Genomic DNA, 16,341 nt, shown 5'->3' on the forward strand with positions numbered 1-16,341 from the left:
GATGATTTAAATGAGTTTAAAAGTGTTTTACAAAAGCTTAATGCTTTACTTAAGAATGAGTTTAATATACATCATATTACTATTCAGCCAGAAACAATATAAAGGATTAAAATGAAAAAATTATTTTTTGTATTTATTTTATTAATTAGTTTTTTAAATTCAAGTGAGCTAAAAGTAGCTACTTCTAAAAATGTAGGAGAACTAAATCCACATTTGTATTCTCCAAATGAAATGTTTGCTCAAAATATGGTTTATGAAGGATTTGTCTCATACTCGCAAGATAATCAAATAATACCTAGCCTAGCTACTTCTTGGGAGATTAGCGAAGATGGTTTGGTATATACTTTTTATCTTAGAAAAGGAGTTAAGTTTTCTAATGGAGAAGACTTTAATGCAAATGCAGTAAAGCTTAATTTTGATGCAATTTTTGCTAATAAACAAAGGCATATTTCTTTTGCACTTGTAAGGGCTTTTGATTATCTTGAAGTGGTTAATGATTATGAAGTAAAGCTTCATTTAAAACATATTTATGAACCTACTTTAAGAGAACTTAGTCTTATTCGTCCTTTTAGATTTATAGCTCCAAGTGCTATGATTGATAATAATACAAAAGATGGTATAAAAGCACCAATTGGCACAGGTAAATGGAAATTCGTTGATACTAAATTAGGCGTTTATGATAAGTTTGTTAAAAACGAAAATTATTGGGGCGAAAAAGCTAAAATTGATAGTATAGTATGTAAAATAATTCCTGATCCAAGCTCAAAAGTAATAGCTCTAAAAACAAAAGAAATTGATTATATTTATACTGATGGAGAAATTAGCTTAGAAGATTTTATAAACTTGCAAAAAAGCGATTATCAAACGCTAATCTCAAAGCCACTTAGCACTATTTTAATAGCACAAAATACAGCAAAATATCCAACAAATGATATTAATGTAAGAAAGGCTATTAATATGGCTATTAATAAAGATGAAATTAGCAAATATGTTTTCTATGGGACAAGACCAAAGGCTGATTTTTTCTATGATGATAATGTGCCAAATGGTAAAATTGATAGAAGTGCATACGAATATAATCCTAAAAAAGCTAAGCAATTATTACTTGATAATGGTTGGGAATTTAAAAATGGCTTTTTAGAAAAAGATGGCAAAAGATTAGATATAGTGATTTCTTATATAGGCATTAATGCAGAGCAAAAGGCTATATCAGAAGTATTACAAGCGAATTTAAAAGAAATAGGAATTAATCTAATCTTACAAGCTAATGAAAGCACTATATTTTATAAAAGACATAGAAATGGGGAATTTGAATTAATCTTTAATGCTACTTGGGGAGCTCCTTATGAGCCTGAAATTTTTATGGCTTCTATGGTTGCACCAGCTCACGCTGATTATATGGCTCAAATTGGATTAAAGCAAAAACCACTAATTGATGAAAATATAGAAAAATTATCTAAAACAATGAATAAAGATGAAAAATCTAAACTAGCTAAAGAAATACTTACAATCTTACACGATGAAGCGGTATATATTCCTATTGTATATCATACAAATATATGCGTTGCAAGTCCTAAATTAAAAGGAGTTAAAACGAGTATTTTAAAATATGAAATTCCTTTTGATGATATAGAAATTAAGGAGTAGTATGAAAAAATTCATATTAAAAAGAACTTTATATGCCATTATTTGCTTATTTTTAGCATCAATTTTTATTTTTTTATTAATTAGACTTAATGGAACTGATGCTGTTATGAATTATTTGCAAGTTAGTGGGATAGCACCGACTGATGAAGCGATAGAGCATACAAGAATTATGCTAGGCTTAAATGAGCCAATAATTACTCAATATATAGTTTGGATAAAAAACGCCTTGCAATTAGATTTTGGGACATCATATTTTACTAATCGTAAAATTGCACCTGATTTGTTTGAATACTTAGGAAATACTTTAAAGCTAACATCATTTGCCTTGCTTATAACTTTTATAATCTCTATTCCTTTTGGGGTGTTTTCTGCAATTTATAAAAATCATTTTTTTGATTATTTTGTAAGGATTTTTTCATTTTTAGGTGTTAGCACTCCTAGTTTTTGGCTTGGTTTATTATTTATTTTATTTTTTTCTGTTGAGCTTAATTTATTACCTCCTTTTGGCATAGGTGGGATTAATCATTTAATAATGCCTGCATTAGCAATATCTTTTATGTCAATTGCAATTAATGCTAGATTTATTAGGATTAATTTTTTACAAGCTTGTAATGAAAGATTTATAGCTTATGCAAAAATGCGTGGCGTAGGAAAGTATAAGATATACTCAAAACATATTTTATTTAATTCTTTACTACCTTTAATAACTGCTTTTGGTATGCATATAGCCGAGCTTTTTGGTGGGGCTTTGGTGATTGAAAATATTTTTGCTTATCCTGGAGTTGGTCGTTATGCTGTAAGTGCTATTTATTATAGTGATTATCCTGTAATTCAAGCTTTTAGTATGATGATGTGTTTTGTGTTTATTTTAATTAATTTAATCACAGATATTTTATATGCGATAATTGACCCAAGGATTAGATATGAGTAAGAAAATTTATGAATATTTTGTGTATTTTTTATGTGCTTTTATAATCTTACTTGCTTTATTTGGTAAATATTATACACCTTATAGTGCAAATGAGATTAATTTAGCGAATAAATTTGCTAGTAATTCATTATTGCATATTTTTGGAACTGATCATTTAGGAAGAGATATTTTATCAAGGATTTTAGAAGGTGCTTATATTTCAATTCTAGCTACCTTTTCAACCATTATTATAATAATAGTTTTAGGCGTTAGTGTAGGTTTTATAGCTGGATTTTCAAATAATAAAATTGATAATTTTTTAATGAGAATTTGTGATATATTTTTATGTTTTCCTACTATTGTTTTGGCTTTATTTTTCGTAGGTATTTTAGGAACTGGTTTATTAAATATAATTATAGCCATTGCTTTAACTCACTGGGCTTGGTATGCAAGGATTATTAGAAGCATTGTTTTAAAGCTAAAAAATACTGAATATGTATTAATTAGCAAAACTTGTGGAGCTAGTAATTTTAAGATTTTTAAAAAGCATTTTGCAAAGCCTATTTGTATGCAGCTACTGGTATTAAGCACACTTGATTTGGGGCATATAATGCTGCATATTTCAGGTCTTAGTTTGCTTGGGCTTGGGGTAAAAGCACCACAGGCTGAATGGGGGATAATGATAGCTGAAACAAAAGATTATATTTTAACTCATTATGAGCTTATTTTATATCCTGGAATTGCTATGTTAATTGTAATTATTGCTTTTAATTTATTAGGCGATATTTTAAGAGATAAATTTGAAAATTTAATACAAGTTGAAAGTCATGGATAAAATAATAGTAAAAAATTTAAATATATTTTATAAAGATACAGCCTTAGTAAATAATGTTAGTATGAATATACAAAGTGGAAAAATCACGGCTTTATTAGGGCTTAGTGGAAGTGGAAAAAGCCTAATAGCAACAGCTATTATGGGATATGTAGCAAATAATTTAAAGCTTAGCGGGAGTATTTGTTTAGATGATAATTCAAAGCAAAATATTGCTTGTATTATGCAAAATCCAAGAACAGCTTTTAATCCTTTATTTAGTATCAAAAACTGCTTTTATGAGACTTTAAAGGCAAGGAATTTAAAAATTGATAATGAATATATAAAAGAGATTTTAAATAAAGTTAAATTGAACGAAAGTGTTTTAAATCTTTATCCACACGAATGCAGTGGCGGAATGCTTCAAAGAATTATGATAGCTTTAGCCTTAGTATCTCGTGCAAAATTTATAATAGCTGATGAGCCTACGAGTGATTTGGATTTGATTTCTCAAGCTGCAGTTTTAGATATATTAGAAGAAATATCAAGCAAAATAGGGATATTGTTGATAACTCATGATTTTGGAGTGGTTGCAAGACTTGCTGATTATGTTTATGTTATGGATAATGCAAGGATTGTTGAAGAAGCAACTTGTATTGATATATTTAAAAACCCACAAGCAAATATAACAAAAGAATTAATTAATTCACATTTATCATTATATGGAGTTAGCAATGCTTAAGGTAGAAAATATCTCATATTCATATAAAAACTCAAATTTATTTAGCGATAAATATACTCAAGTTTTAAATGGAGTTAGCTTTAATTTAGATGAGAATAATTCTTTAGGTATTTTAGGAATTAGTGGAAGTGGCAAAAGTACTTTAGCAAAAATCATTGCTAATATTTACAAAGCAAATTCTGGAAATGTATTTTTAAACAATGTAAAAATACAAGATAATAAAGAGTATAAAAAATTAATTCAAATAGTATTTCAAGACTCAAGAGCATCTTTTAACCCTGATTTTAGCGTTTATGAAGCCTTGATTGAACCTTTAGAAAATCTTACTAATTTTAGCAAAAGCGAGATTAAAAAAAGAGCTTTAGAATGCTTAGAATTATTAGAATTAAATCAAGACTTATTAGATAAAAAATGCTCAATGCTAAGTGGAGGACAATTACAAAGACTAAGCATAGCAAGAGCTATTTCAATTAAGCCAAAAATACTTATTTTAGATGAAGCTACAAGTTCATTAGATGTATTAATTCAAGCAAAGATTTTAAAGACTTTAAAAAATCTTCAAAAGGATTTAAGCTATATCGTAATAACTCATGATTTAAGGATTATAAAATTATTTTGTGATGAAGTTTTAGTCCTTGATAAAGGCAAGGTAATTGAGAGCAAAAAAGTAAGCAAAGACTTAGAATTTGAAAGTTTAATAGCTAAAGAATTAAGCAATAGCATATTAAAACCTTTTCCTAAGGATTTTTATAAATAATATTTAAAAGATTAAATATAATTTTTGTAATTTTGTAAAAAAGTGTTACGAATTTACAAATTCTTATAATTAATCTTAAAAATTATTATGAAATTAAGCTTAGTTTATTAATATTTCTTTTTATTTTCAAAAAAGGTTTTTAATGAGTTCGACGCTACTTATTCAACAGATTTTCAATGGCTTTTCACTAGGCTCAATGTATGCACTAATTGCTATTGGATATACTATGGTTTATGGAGTTTTAAGGCTTATCAATTTTGCTCACGGCGATATTATGATGATAGGCTCGTATGCTTGTTTATTTGCACTTAATTTTTTTGCCTTTCCGTTTATACCTGCTTTTGGTTTTGCTATATTAATTTGTATTGCACTTGGGATTAGCATTGATAAGATTGCTTATAAGCCACTTAGAAATTCTCCTAGAATTTCACTATTAATAACTGCTATTGGAGTTTCGTTTTTCTTAGAAAATCTAATAAATGTATTATTTACAAGCACACCACAACCATTTAATGCACCAAGTATTTTGATAAATCCTATTAATTTATTTGATATTAGAATGTCTTTGCTTGATTTGATAATTCCAACTTTAACTATTATTATTTTAATAGCTGTTTTATTGATTTTGTATAAAAGCAAATATGGAATTGCTATTCGTGCACTTGCTTTTGATATTTCAACCGTTGCTTTAATGGGAATTGATGCTAATAAAATTATAGCTTTTGTATTTGCACTAGGCTCAATGTTAGCTTGTATTGGCGGGATTTTTTGGGCGTGTAAATATCCACAAATTGACCCTAATATGGGAGTTTTAATAGGGCTTAAGGCTTTTGGAGCTGCTGTTTTAGGTGGTATTGGTAGCGTTGGTGGAGCTGTTCTTGGTGGGCTTATAATTGGATTTTGCGAAGTTTTAATAGTAGCTTTTGTGCCTGATTTAGCTGGATTTAAAGATGGTTTTGCATTTATATTTTTAGTATTTGTTTTATTGTTTAAACCAACAGGAATTATGGGGCAAGATTATGAAAGGAGTAGATTTTAATGAAAAATATATTTTCAATAATCATTTTAATCTTAGCAGTTTTAAGCATTTTTGCGGCTCAATATTGCTTGAGTGATTATGCTTTAAGAACTTTTATAAATATTAGTATTTTTATAATCTTGGCAGTATCTTATAATCTAATCAATGGTGTAACAGGGCAATTTAGCCTAGAGCCTAATGGTTTTGTAGCAGTTGGTGCTTATATTACGGCTTTATTATTGCTTGATATTGAAGCTAAGCAAGATCAATTTAGCTTATTAGACCCGCATCCATTTATTTTATCATTTCATACTGATAGCTTTTTTATAGCTTTATTAGCGGGTGGTTTTGGTGCTTTGGTTTTATCTTTAATCTTAAGCTTTGCTGTTTTTCGTGTAAGGGGAGATTATTTAGCTATCGTTACGCTTGGATTTGGGATAATTATTAAATTAATTGCACTTAATTTCGCAGCTTTTACAAACGGAGTGCAAGGGTTAAATGAAATTCCAAAACCGAATAATTTTTTATATATAGTTGGAATTATTACTATTATTAGCGTTGTTTTAATACTTAATATCATTTATTCAAAATACGGCAGAGCAATGAAGGCTGTAAGAGATGATGAAGATGCAGCTTTAGCTATGGGAATTAATACTTTTAGGATTAAGACTTTAGCTTTTGGGACTAGTGCTTTTTTAGAAGGTGTAGCAGGTGGGCTTTTAGCTTGTTATATCACAAGTGTTACGCCTGAACAATTTGACTTTTTATTTACATTCCAATTATTAATTATCATAGTTTTAGGCGGATTAGGAAGCACTACAGGAGCAATTATTGGAGCTATTTTAGTAATTGGTGGAAGTGAGTGGCTTAGATTTTTAGATGAACCTATGAATATTTTTGGTTATGAGACAAAAGGCTTGCCAGGACTTAGAATGCTTGTGTTTTCTATCATATTAATTTTAGTAATGCTATTTGCAAGGCGTGGGATTTTTGGCGATAAGGAGCTAAGCGATATTATTTTTAAAAGGTTTAAAAAATGATTTTAGAGCTTAAGAATATTGATAAGAATTTTGGTGGAGTAAAGGCTATAAATAATGCAAATCTTAGCGTTAAAAAAGGTGAAGTTTTTGGACTTATTGGACCTAATGGAGCAGGGAAAACTACTTTATTTAATATAATTTCAGGAGCTTATAAGCCAAGTTCGGGTGAGATTATTTTTGATAATAAAAACATTACAAATCTAAATCAATTAGAAATCACAAAATTAGGCATTGCAAGGACTTTTCAAAATATTAGATTATTTTCATCTATGAGTGTGCTTGAGAATGTTTTAATAGGGCTAAATTGTAGTATTAATTACAATATTTTTGAAGCGTTTTTGCATATTGCAAGATATAAAAAGGCTGAAAAACAAGCAAGAGAAGAAGCGATAAAAATACTAAATACTCTTAAAATCTCTCATTTAGCTAATGCAAAATCAACCGAATTAAGTTATGGAGAACAAAGAAAATTAGAAATAGCAAGAGCATTAGCACTAAAACCAAAATTATTATTACTTGATGAGCCTGTAGCAGGAATGAATGGGACTGAGAGCAATGAATTAGCAGATATTATAACTACTCTTAAAAAAGAGCTTAGTATAGTGTTGATTGAGCATGATATGAAGTTTGTAAATAGCTTATGTGATAGGGTTTTAGTGCTTGATTATGGTAAGAGTATTTTCTTAGGCTCACCAAAAGAAGCAGTTAATAATAATGAAGTAATTAAAGCATATTTAGGAGATTTTTAATGTTAAAGGTTAAAAACTTAAGCGTTCATTATGGTTTGATTAAAGCTGTTGATGATATTAGTTTTCATATAAACTCAGGAGAAATCGTAAGTATAGTAGGCAGTAACGGAGCAGGTAAAACTAGCACTTTAAATGCGATTTTGAATATTCCTAGGCGTAGTGGGGAGATTAATTTTTTAGGTTATGAAATAGAAAGGCATAAAACTCATACTCTAGTTCAAAAAGGAATTAGCCTTGTGCCAGAAGGAAGAAGAGTTTTTGCAAATCTTAGCATAGAAGATAATCTTAAAATGGGAGCGTTTTATAATGCTGATAATTACGAGCATTTAAAAGAGCAAATGTATAGATTGTTCCCACGCTTAAAGCAAAAAAACAATACCTTAGCAAGGAATTTAAGCGGCGGAGAAGCACAAATGTTAGCAATCTCAAGAGCTTTAATGGGAGAGCCAAAATTACTTATGTTAGATGAACCAAGTCTAGGACTTGCACCTAAGATTGTAGGAGAAGTTTTTGAGATAATTAAGGTTTTAAAAAATGAAGGAATTACGATTTTATTAGTAGAGCAAAACGCCCAACAAGCATTAAAAATAAGCGATAGGGCTTATGTTTTAGAAAATGGTAAAATCGTTTTAGAAGGCAAAGGAATTGATCTTGCAAATGATGATAATATTCGCAAAAAATATTTAGGAATTTAAATATAAAATCGGAATTAATTTTTCGGTTTTATATTTTAATATGATTTATTTTAGCCTTGTTATAAATTAATATTTATATATGAGATTTTATAATGATTATTTTTTTAGTATAAATATATTTTTATTATTTAACTTAGGAATTTAATTCTACTTATGTTTTAGTATTATCAATAAATATCAAGATGATTTTAAGTAAGATTTTATATAATCACTTTTATCTAAAATGAAAGTGTGTGATGAAAAATAAGAATTTAATTTACCAACTAGAAGGAAAACCCCCGTTTTTTGTAGCACTTCCTTTGGGAATGCAGCATGTTCTTGCTATGTTTACAGGAAATTTAGCCCCCATTTTGATAATTATAGGGGTGTTAAATAGTACGAGTATTGTAATATCCACGCAAGAAAGTATCAGTTTAATCCAATCAGCTATGCTAGCTTCTGGCATAGTAACTCTTCTGCAACTTTATCCAATCAAATATAAAAATATCCAAATAGGTGCTAATCTTCCAATAGTTATGGGGACTACATTTGCTTTTGTGCCAACAGCTATAAGTGTTGCAAATACTTATGGTTTTAGTGCAATTTTAGCTTCTTCTCTTATAGGCAGTATAATTACTATATTTATTGGTTTTGCTTACAAATATATTACAAAGATTTTATCTGAATTAGTAATAGGTGTTGTATTAATTGCAATCGGCATTAATTTATTAGATGTGGGTGTTAATTATTGTGCGGGTGGTTTAGCTGCTAAAAAAATGGGAACTTATGGGGATATTATTAATTTATGTTTATCTTTTAGCACTTTTGCAATCATTATTGCTATTCAACGATTTGCAAAGGGCATCTTTAAAGTTTCAGCTATTTTAATAGGTCTTGTTGTGGGATATTTTTTAGCTTATATGGTAGGTAGAGTAGATACTAGTATTATTAGTGAAGCAAGTTGGTTTAGCTTGCCTATTCCAATTATTTTAATTAATGAATTTCATTTTGAACTAGCCCCTATTGTAAGTGCCATTATCGTTTATATAATCACAAGTTTAGAAACTATCGGAAATGTTAATGGAATTACTGTAGCAGCTTTTAATAGGTGTGCTAAAGAAAAAGAAATCAGTGGAGCTATTTTAGCAGATGGTGTTGGTTGTATGGTGGCTAGTTTGTTAAATGCTTTACCTAATACAGCTTATGGTCAAAATGCAGGAATAATAGCAATGACAAAAATTATAAATAAATATTGCATAGCTTTAGGTGCTTTTTTTATTATAGTATCAGCTTTTATTCCTAAATTAGGAGCTGTTTTTAGGACTATTCCAGATAGTGTTTTAGGGGGTGCAGTTATTATGATTTTTGCTATGATTTTGATAAATGGTATTAAGATTGTAGCTTATGCTGGATTTAGCAACAAAAATGTAATGATATTAGGTATTACTTTTGGTCTTGGGTATGGGTTTGGAGTCCATCCTGAAATTACTAGTAATTTGCCAGGTTATATAAGTTGGGTTTTTAAAGATAGCATAGTAGGAGTTTGTGTAATTTCTATGATAGCTTCTTTAATTTTTGCAAAAGATAAATAAGGGTGAGTATGAAAGAAGAATTTAAAACGATAGGTAAAAGTGAAACAAGATGGGATGCTTACGCTAAAGTTACAGGTAAGGCAATTTATACTGCTGATATTCCTACTAAGAAAAAGTTTTATGCAAGAATAGTAAGATCTAGCATAGCACATGGATATGTTAAAAGTTTTGATTTTAGCGAAGCTTTAAAGGTTGATGGGGTTATTAAAATTTTAACTTATAAAGATATGCCAAAAACTAAGTTTGCAACCGCAGGTCATCCATTTGGATTAGACCCAAAGACTAGAGATAGGTATGATAGAACCATTTTAACAGAGCATGTTAGATTGTTTGGAGATGAAATAGCAGCTGTTATTGCAACCACTGATTTAGCTGCAAAAATTGCTGTAAGTAAGGTAAAGGTTGAATATGATGAGCTTCCTTTTTATCTAACCCCACAAGAAGCAATGCAAGAAGGAGCTGCGAAAATTCATGAGGATTTAGATAGTAATATAATGGCTCATACTATTAGTAAAGTTGGAGATGTAGAATCGGCTTTAGCTAATAGTGATTATGTTTTTAGTGATACATTTAAAGTTCCTTTACAACAACATTGCCATATGGAAAATCAGATTGCTTATGCTTATAAAGACCAAGATAATCGTTATGTGGTAGTAAGTTCAACTCAAATTCCACATATTTTAAGAAGAATTTTAGGCGAAGTTTTTGAAAAACATTGGAGTTATTTTAGAGTAATAAAACCTTTTGTTGGTGGTGGTTTTGGTAATAAACAAGAAGTAACAATAGAGCCACTTTGCGTTGCTTTATCTATGGCTATGGGTGGAGAAATTGTTCAAATTGCACTTGATAGAGAAGAAAGTATCGCATATACAAGAACAAGACACGAAATGGAATATAAAGCAAAAATGGGTATTAGTAAAGATGGCTTTATAAATGCTTTAGATATAGAAGTATTATCAAATAAAGGAGCTTACGCATCTCATACTCATTCGGTTGGTATTAAAGGTGGTGGAGTTTTATTATCTTTATATAATATTCCTAACTTTAGATATGACATTAAAACCGTTCATACAAATATAGCAACAGCTGGGGCTATGAGAGGATATGGAGTTCCACAGGTTATGTTTTTTATAGAAAGTTTTATGGAAAATGTAGCTAGAAAAATGGGTTTTGATTCTATTAGTTTTAGAGAAAAAAATATAGTAGGAAATGATGTTTTAAATCCACTAAATCAAGTTATTCAAAAATCAGCTAAATTAAAAGAATGTATTGAGGTTGCTAAAGAGAAATTTAATTACTATGAAAAACAAAAAGCCTGTAAAGAATTTAAACACCCTTATAAAAAGCGTGGGGTAGGGCTTGCAACCTTTACTTATACAACAGGTGTTTATCCAAAGGGCTTAGAAACAGCAGCAGCTAGAGTAATACTAAATCAAGACGCACATATTAAACTAATGCTAGGTTCAACTGAAATCGGACAAGGTTCTGATACGGTTTTAGCTCAAATGGCAGCAGAAGTTTTAAGTATTCCTTATGATTGGGTTATAGTTGATGCGAATACTGATACAGATACAGCTCCATTTGATACAGGAGCTTATGCTTCAAGACAAAGCTATGTAACAGGGCTTGCAGTAAAAGAAGCTGCTTTAAAATTAAAAACAAAAATATTAAAAGCAGCAGCGAGATTAAAAGATGTTGATTTTGCAAATCTTGATTTAGAAAATGCAAATATTGTTTTTAAGAATAAAGAAGTTTTAATGAGTTTGGCTGATTTTGCTTTACACACTACTTATGATTGGCAAAAGGCTAAAAGTTTATCGGCATTTGCAAGTGTAAATTGCCATACAAATTCTTATAGTTATGGTATTACTATGGCTATGGTTGAAGTTGATATGAATACAGGAAAAATAGAGATATTAGATATTTTAAATGTTCATGATGCTGGTAAGGTATTAAATCCACTTTTAGCAAGTTCTCAAGTAGAAGGCGGAATGGGAATGGCAATTCCTTATGCTTTATTAGAAGAATTAAAATATGACAAAAAAACAGGTAAGATTTTAAATAATAATCTTTTAGATTATAAAGTTCCAACTGCACTTGATGTTCCTGATTTAGATGTTAGTTTTGTTGATAATTATGACCCTTATGGTCCATTTGGTAATAAGTCTTTAGGTGAACCCCCTATGTGTTCTCCTGCACCTGCTATTAGAAATGCAGTGCTTGATGCTACAAATATAGAGTTTAATCAAATTCCAATAACACCAGAAAGATTTTTTCAAGCTAAGGATAAAGAATGTATTATTTAAGTAATTACACGGAAGCAAAAAGCGTTAATGAAGCTAGTAGGCTATTAAAAACTATAGATGATTCGGTATTAATTGCAGGCGGAACTGATATTTTAATTAAACTTAGAAGTTTGGATAAAAAATATGCAAATAAGCATTTAATAGGAATTAATACTTTAAAAGAATTAAAAACCATAACAATTGATGATGAGTTTATTCATATAGGCGCATTATGCACTTTTGATGATATAGAAAATAATGAAATTATAAAAAATAATTTAACAAATCTAAAACAAGCAGCCGCTCTAGTTGGTGGCCCGCAAATTAGAAATATGGCTACAATAGGTGGAAATATTTGCAATGGTGCAACTTCTGCTGATAGTGCTTCAAGTCTTTTTACTCTTGATGCGATTTTAGTTATTTACAACGAAGACACACGCAAAGAAATTGCTATAAATGATTTTTATATCAGTTCTGGTGTTGTTAAATTAGAAAAAGGAGATATTTTAACAAGTATTAAAATTCCTAAAAAATCTTTTAATGGTTATGTTAGTAAATATATAAAATTTGCTCAAAGAAATGCTATGGATATAGCTACAATTGGAGTTAGTGTTATGTTAAAAACTAATAATGATGAGATAATTGATTTAAAATTAGCTTATGGAGTTGCTGCTCCTACTCCTATTAGAGCTAAAGAAAGTGAAAAATTAGCAAAAGGTTTAAAATTAACTAAGGAAAATATTGAAAAAATTGCTAATAATATTTTAAATGAAACAAAGGCAAGAGATTCTTGGAGAGCTTCTAAAGATTTTAGAAATAATCTTTTAACAACGCTTACAAAAAGAGCTATTTATGAATTAATAGGAAAAAATTATGAAAATTAAAACTTATATAAATGATAAATTTTATGAATTACACATTGACCCTAGAATGTCATTGCTTGAATTAATAAGAAATGTATTGCAACTAAGTGGAACTAAAGAAGGCTGTAGTGTTGGTGAATGTGGAGCTTGTGCTGTTTTAGTTGATGGCAAAAATGTAAATAGCTGTATTTATTTAGCAGCTTGGGCTGATGGTAAAAAAATAACTACTATAGAAGGTTTAACCCCTTTTGATGGCTTAAGTCTTTTACAAGAAAATTTTGTAAAAAATGGAGCTGTTCAGTGTGGATTTTGCACTCCTGGGTTTATTATTTCATCAACTGCTTTGCTTAGTAAAAATAAAATGCCTACTAAGTTTGAAATAAGGCGAGGGGTGTCTGGTAATCTATGTCGTTGCACAGGATATAAAAAAATCTTTCAAGCCATAGAAGATACTGCAAATAATGCTAAATGAAGCTTTAGATATTAAATATAAAGATAAAATTGCGATTATAGGCTCTGGTGGGAAGACCACTTTTGCTTATAATCTAGCTAAACAAAATCAAGATAAAATCACAATTCTTACAACAAGTACAAAAATGTATGAAGTAAAAGATATAAATTTTAATAATCTGTATAATCAAACAAGTATTACAAATCTTAAAAAAGGCGTTAATTTATGTGGAAAAATTATTGACAATAAAGTAAATGCTTTAGATGATTTTAGTGATTTTTATAAAAATTGTGATTTGTTTATATATGAAGCTGATGGAGCTAAGGAATTGCCTTATAAAGTTTGGAAAAATAATGAGCCTGTTATTTTAGAAAATACCAATAAAATAATAGGAATTATTCCACTTCATTTATTAAATTATCAATTAAATGAGAATTTCATTTATAGGTTTGATGATTTTTTGAAAGTATTTGAAGTGAGTAAAAATGATGTTTTAAGTATTGATTTAATAGAAAAAATTTGTTTAAAAATGTTTGAAAATATTAGTTTAAATTCTGATAATTTTATTTTTTTTAATAGATGCGATGATTTAAAAGTATTAAATGAACTTGCAAAAAGATTAAATAATTTTAGATTATTAGCTGGTTTTTTAAAAGAAGAAAAATATATAAGGCTTAATTTTTGAAAGGAATTTGTATTATTTTAGCAGCTGGATATTCAAGAAGGCTTGGTTTAAATAAATCATTTTTAAAATATAAAAATACTTATTTTATTGATTTGATTATTCAAAAAACTTTAGAGCTTAATATGGATATTAAAATAGTTGCTAATGAGAATAATTACGAGTATTTAAAGACAAATTATAAAGATTTTAATGTGGTTTTAAATGCCTTTAATAAGGGTCAAAATACAAGTATAAAAATAGCTTTAAATAATGTTTTAGATTATGATTACGCAATATTTTTACCGATTGATCAAATATTTTTAAAAACTAATTCAATAAAAACTATCATTTCAAAATATAAAGAAAATTATATTGTTGTTCCTAGATTTAATAACATTAATTCCTTGCCTACTATTTTTGATAAAAAATATTTTAAAGAATTGTGCGAATTAGATAATGATAGCGGTGGAAAAGTGCTAATTCAAAAATATAAAGATAAAGTAATTTTTGTTGATTTATATGATGAATTAGAAGGAAAAGATATAGATACTAAAGAAGATTTAAGGTTGATTGATGAGTGAATTTGTAATTATTAGAGGAGCGGGTGATATTGCTAGTGGTATTGCTGCTAGGCTTTTTAGAGCAGGTTTTAAGATACTTTTATTAGAATGTTTAAAACCAAGTTCAATTAGAACAAAAGTTTGTTTTTCTCAAGCAGTTTATGATAAAACTTGCGAAATAGAAGGTATAAAAGCGAAGTTAGTTAATAAAGATGAGATTTTAGATTGTAAGGATTTTATCCCTATTATAATTGATGAGAATTTAGATATTTTAAATTATATAAAACCAAGGGCTTTAATTGATTCAATTTTAGCTAAAAGGAATTTAGGAACAAATATTAATATGGCTCCTGTTGTGATTGCTATTGGACCTGGATTTTGTGCTGGAATTGATGCTCACGCTGTAATTGAGAGTAATCGTGGCCATAATTTAGGCAAGGTTATTTTAAGTGGTTTTACTGAAGAAAATACAGGAATTCCTGCTGAAGTAAAAGGAATTGGAGCAAAAAGAGTAATCTATGCAAACGATAATGGAATCTTTAAAGCTATTGCTAAAATAGGTGATATTGTAAAAGAAGAAGAAATTATTGCATATATTGATAATACACCTGTTAAAGCTAGCATAAGTGGGCTTTTAAGAGGTATTATTAATGATAATTTTGAAGTAGTAAAGGGTCTTAAAATTGTAGATATTGACCCAAGAATTAGTGAATATGAAAATTGCTTTAGTATTTCAGATAAGGCTAGGAGCATAGGTGGTGGGGTTCTTGAAGCTTTGATGTATTTTGAAAATAGGAATAAAAATGGATGAATTGATAATAAAAGAAATGTATAAAAGATGTGAGAAAAATGAAAAAATTGCCTTAATAACTCTTACCAAATCAAGTGGCAGCACTCCTAGAAATGCAGGTTCTATGATGGCTTTATTTAGCGATGGCACAAGTATTGGAAGTATAGGTGGTGGTAAATTAGAATTTGAAGTTTTAAAAGAAGCTAAAGAATGTTTAGAAAATAATAAAAGTAAAATTTTTAATCACGAATTAACACCGAATGGAGATTTAAAAATGCAGTGCGGCGGGCTTGCAAGTGGTTATATAAAAATTATTAATCAAAAAGCAAAATTAATAATATGTGGAGCAGGGCATATTGGTAAAGAAATACTATTTTTATCAAAATATTTAGGTTTTTATTCAATTTTAATTGATGATAGGCAAGATTATTTGCAAGGTTTAGCAAATGAAGAATATTTTAGTAATTATGAAGATTTGAGTTTTTTAGATATTGATGATAATACTTATGTAATTATTGTTACAAAATCTCATTTAGATGATTATAAATGCTTAAAAAATGTAATAGATAAAAATGCAAAATATGTTGGTGTTATTGGAAGTAAAACTAAACATAAATTCATTAAAGATGAGCTGATTAAAGATAATTTTAGTGCCGAATTATTTAATAAAATTTATGCTCCAATAGGTTTAGACATTGCAAATCAGGAGCCAAGAGAAATTGCGTTTAGTATTTTAAGTGAGGTTTTGCTTATCAAAAATCAAGGTAAATTAGCACATAAAAAAAATT

17 protein-coding genes are annotated in these 16,341 nt (G+C 28.6%); all 17 read left to right on the plus strand.

The genetic code is table 11. From position 1 onward, the window contains the following. Positions 1 to 111: 111 nt before the first annotated feature. Positions 112 to 1,647, plus strand: a complete 1,536-nt coding sequence (gene nikA / locus AVBRAN12654_RS08620; RefSeq protein ID WP_239802936.1) for a nickel ABC transporter substrate-binding protein — start codon at positions 112 to 114, stop codon at positions 1,645 to 1,647. A 1-nt stretch (position 1,648) separates the two neighbouring features. Further along, the gene (locus tag AVBRAN12654_RS08625; RefSeq protein ID WP_214118837.1) at positions 1,649 to 2,578 is read left to right on the plus strand and encodes an ABC transporter permease subunit; all 930 of its coding nucleotides are present in this window, start codon (positions 1,649 to 1,651) and stop codon (positions 2,576 to 2,578) included. Continuing rightward, positions 2,571 to 3,392, plus strand: a complete 822-nt coding sequence (gene nikC / locus AVBRAN12654_RS08630) for a nickel ABC transporter permease subunit NikC (RefSeq protein ID WP_336614303.1) — start codon at positions 2,571 to 2,573, stop codon at positions 3,390 to 3,392. The genes AVBRAN12654_RS08625 and nikC overlap by 8 nt, the downstream gene beginning before the upstream one ends. Next, the gene (locus AVBRAN12654_RS08635; RefSeq protein ID WP_214118843.1) at positions 3,385 to 4,110 is read left to right on the plus strand and encodes an ABC transporter ATP-binding protein; all 726 of its coding nucleotides are present in this window, start codon (positions 3,385 to 3,387) and stop codon (positions 4,108 to 4,110) included. The genes nikC and AVBRAN12654_RS08635 overlap by 8 nt, the downstream gene beginning before the upstream one ends. After that, entirely contained in the window at positions 4,103 to 4,867 is a 765-nt protein-coding gene (locus AVBRAN12654_RS08640) for an ABC transporter ATP-binding protein (protein WP_336614304.1), read from the plus strand. Before AVBRAN12654_RS08635 ends, AVBRAN12654_RS08640 begins: the two co-directional genes overlap by 8 nt. Positions 4,868 to 5,009: 142 nt before the next feature. Continuing rightward, entirely contained in the window at positions 5,010 to 5,906 is an 897-nt protein-coding gene (locus tag AVBRAN12654_RS08645; RefSeq protein WP_214118846.1) for a branched-chain amino acid ABC transporter permease, read from the plus strand. Continuing rightward, positions 5,906 to 6,925 (plus strand): branched-chain amino acid ABC transporter permease, encoded by a 1,020-nt coding sequence (locus AVBRAN12654_RS08650; RefSeq protein WP_214118847.1) that lies wholly within the window; start codon positions 5,906 to 5,908, stop codon positions 6,923 to 6,925. Before AVBRAN12654_RS08645 ends, AVBRAN12654_RS08650 begins: the two co-directional genes overlap by 1 nt. Beyond that, entirely contained in the window at positions 6,922 to 7,674 is a 753-nt protein-coding gene (locus AVBRAN12654_RS08655) for an ABC transporter ATP-binding protein (RefSeq protein WP_214118849.1), read from the plus strand. The genes AVBRAN12654_RS08650 and AVBRAN12654_RS08655 overlap by 4 nt, the downstream gene beginning before the upstream one ends. Then, on the plus strand, positions 7,674 to 8,369 hold the full coding sequence (locus AVBRAN12654_RS08660; RefSeq protein ID WP_336614305.1) for an ABC transporter ATP-binding protein: 696 nt from the start codon (positions 7,674 to 7,676) through the stop codon (positions 8,367 to 8,369). The genes AVBRAN12654_RS08655 and AVBRAN12654_RS08660 overlap by 1 nt, the downstream gene beginning before the upstream one ends. A gap of 236 nt (positions 8,370 to 8,605) precedes the next feature. Continuing rightward, positions 8,606 to 9,940, plus strand: coding sequence for a uracil-xanthine permease family protein (locus AVBRAN12654_RS08665; protein WP_214118853.1), 1,335 nt, complete (start codon positions 8,606 to 8,608; stop codon positions 9,938 to 9,940). Between the two features lie 8 nt (positions 9,941 to 9,948). Further along, positions 9,949 to 12,246, plus strand: a complete 2,298-nt coding sequence (gene xdhA / locus AVBRAN12654_RS08670; RefSeq protein WP_214150223.1) for a xanthine dehydrogenase subunit XdhA — start codon at positions 9,949 to 9,951, stop codon at positions 12,244 to 12,246. Continuing rightward, a complete protein-coding gene (gene xdhB / locus AVBRAN12654_RS08675) occupies positions 12,234 to 13,109 on the plus strand; it encodes a xanthine dehydrogenase subunit XdhB (RefSeq protein ID WP_214118857.1) in 876 nt (291 codons plus the stop codon). The genes xdhA and xdhB overlap by 13 nt, the downstream gene beginning before the upstream one ends. Continuing rightward, positions 13,099 to 13,560, plus strand: coding sequence for a (2Fe-2S)-binding protein (locus tag AVBRAN12654_RS08680; protein ID WP_214118859.1), 462 nt, complete (start codon positions 13,099 to 13,101; stop codon positions 13,558 to 13,560). The genes xdhB and AVBRAN12654_RS08680 overlap by 11 nt, the downstream gene beginning before the upstream one ends. After that, positions 13,550 to 14,224, plus strand: coding sequence for a selenium cofactor biosynthesis protein YqeC (yqeC, locus tag AVBRAN12654_RS08685; protein ID WP_336614306.1), 675 nt, complete (start codon positions 13,550 to 13,552; stop codon positions 14,222 to 14,224). The genes AVBRAN12654_RS08680 and yqeC overlap by 11 nt, the downstream gene beginning before the upstream one ends. Beyond that, positions 14,221 to 14,784, plus strand: a complete 564-nt coding sequence (locus AVBRAN12654_RS08690) for an NTP transferase domain-containing protein (RefSeq protein ID WP_336607688.1) — start codon at positions 14,221 to 14,223, stop codon at positions 14,782 to 14,784. Before yqeC ends, AVBRAN12654_RS08690 begins: the two co-directional genes overlap by 4 nt. Beyond that, the gene (gene yqeB / locus AVBRAN12654_RS08695; RefSeq protein ID WP_336614307.1) at positions 14,777 to 15,574 is read left to right on the plus strand and encodes a selenium-dependent molybdenum cofactor biosynthesis protein YqeB; all 798 of its coding nucleotides are present in this window, start codon (positions 14,777 to 14,779) and stop codon (positions 15,572 to 15,574) included. The genes AVBRAN12654_RS08690 and yqeB overlap by 8 nt, the downstream gene beginning before the upstream one ends. Further along, on the plus strand, positions 15,567 to 16,341 hold a 775-nt coding region (locus AVBRAN12654_RS08700), incomplete at its 3' end, for an XdhC family protein (protein WP_336609861.1). The genes yqeB and AVBRAN12654_RS08700, both read left to right, overlap by 8 nt.

The organism is Campylobacter sp. RM12654 (assembly GCF_020137585.1).
Classification (GTDB): domain Bacteria; phylum Campylobacterota; class Campylobacteria; order Campylobacterales; family Campylobacteraceae; genus Campylobacter_E.

Excerpts from the sequence above, each read along its gene's own strand:
- AVBRAN12654_RS08655 (WP_214118849.1), top strand. The coding sequence starts at position 6,922 with ATGATTTTAGAGCTTAAGAATATTGATAAGAATTTTGGTGGAGTAAAG.
- AVBRAN12654_RS08660 (WP_336614305.1), top strand. The coding sequence starts at position 7,674 with ATGTTAAAGGTTAAAAACTTAAGCGTTCATTATGGTTTGATTAAAGCT.
- AVBRAN12654_RS08680 (WP_214118859.1), top strand. The coding sequence starts at position 13,099 with ATGAAAATTAAAACTTATATAAATGATAAATTTTATGAATTACACATT.
- xdhB (WP_214118857.1), top strand. The coding sequence starts at position 12,234 with ATGTATTATTTAAGTAATTACACGGAAGCAAAAAGCGTTAATGAAGCT.
- AVBRAN12654_RS08665 (WP_214118853.1), top strand. The coding sequence starts at position 8,606 with ATGAAAAATAAGAATTTAATTTACCAACTAGAAGGAAAACCCCCGTTT.
- AVBRAN12654_RS08625 (WP_214118837.1), top strand. The coding sequence starts at position 1,649 with ATGAAAAAATTCATATTAAAAAGAACTTTATATGCCATTATTTGCTTA.
- xdhA (WP_214150223.1), top strand. The coding sequence starts at position 9,949 with ATGAAAGAAGAATTTAAAACGATAGGTAAAAGTGAAACAAGATGGGAT.
- yqeC (WP_336614306.1), top strand. The coding sequence starts at position 13,550 with ATGCTAAATGAAGCTTTAGATATTAAATATAAAGATAAAATTGCGATT.
- nikA (WP_239802936.1), top strand. The coding sequence starts at position 112 with ATGAAAAAATTATTTTTTGTATTTATTTTATTAATTAGTTTTTTAAAT.
- AVBRAN12654_RS08640 (WP_336614304.1), top strand. The coding sequence starts at position 4,103 with ATGCTTAAGGTAGAAAATATCTCATATTCATATAAAAACTCAAATTTA.
- yqeB (WP_336614307.1), top strand. The coding sequence starts at position 14,777 with ATGAGTGAATTTGTAATTATTAGAGGAGCGGGTGATATTGCTAGTGGT.
- AVBRAN12654_RS08635 (WP_214118843.1), top strand. The coding sequence starts at position 3,385 with ATGGATAAAATAATAGTAAAAAATTTAAATATATTTTATAAAGATACA.
- AVBRAN12654_RS08645 (WP_214118846.1), top strand. The coding sequence starts at position 5,010 with ATGAGTTCGACGCTACTTATTCAACAGATTTTCAATGGCTTTTCACTA.
- nikC (WP_336614303.1), top strand. The coding sequence starts at position 2,571 with ATGAGTAAGAAAATTTATGAATATTTTGTGTATTTTTTATGTGCTTTT.
- AVBRAN12654_RS08650 (WP_214118847.1), top strand. The coding sequence starts at position 5,906 with ATGAAAAATATATTTTCAATAATCATTTTAATCTTAGCAGTTTTAAGC.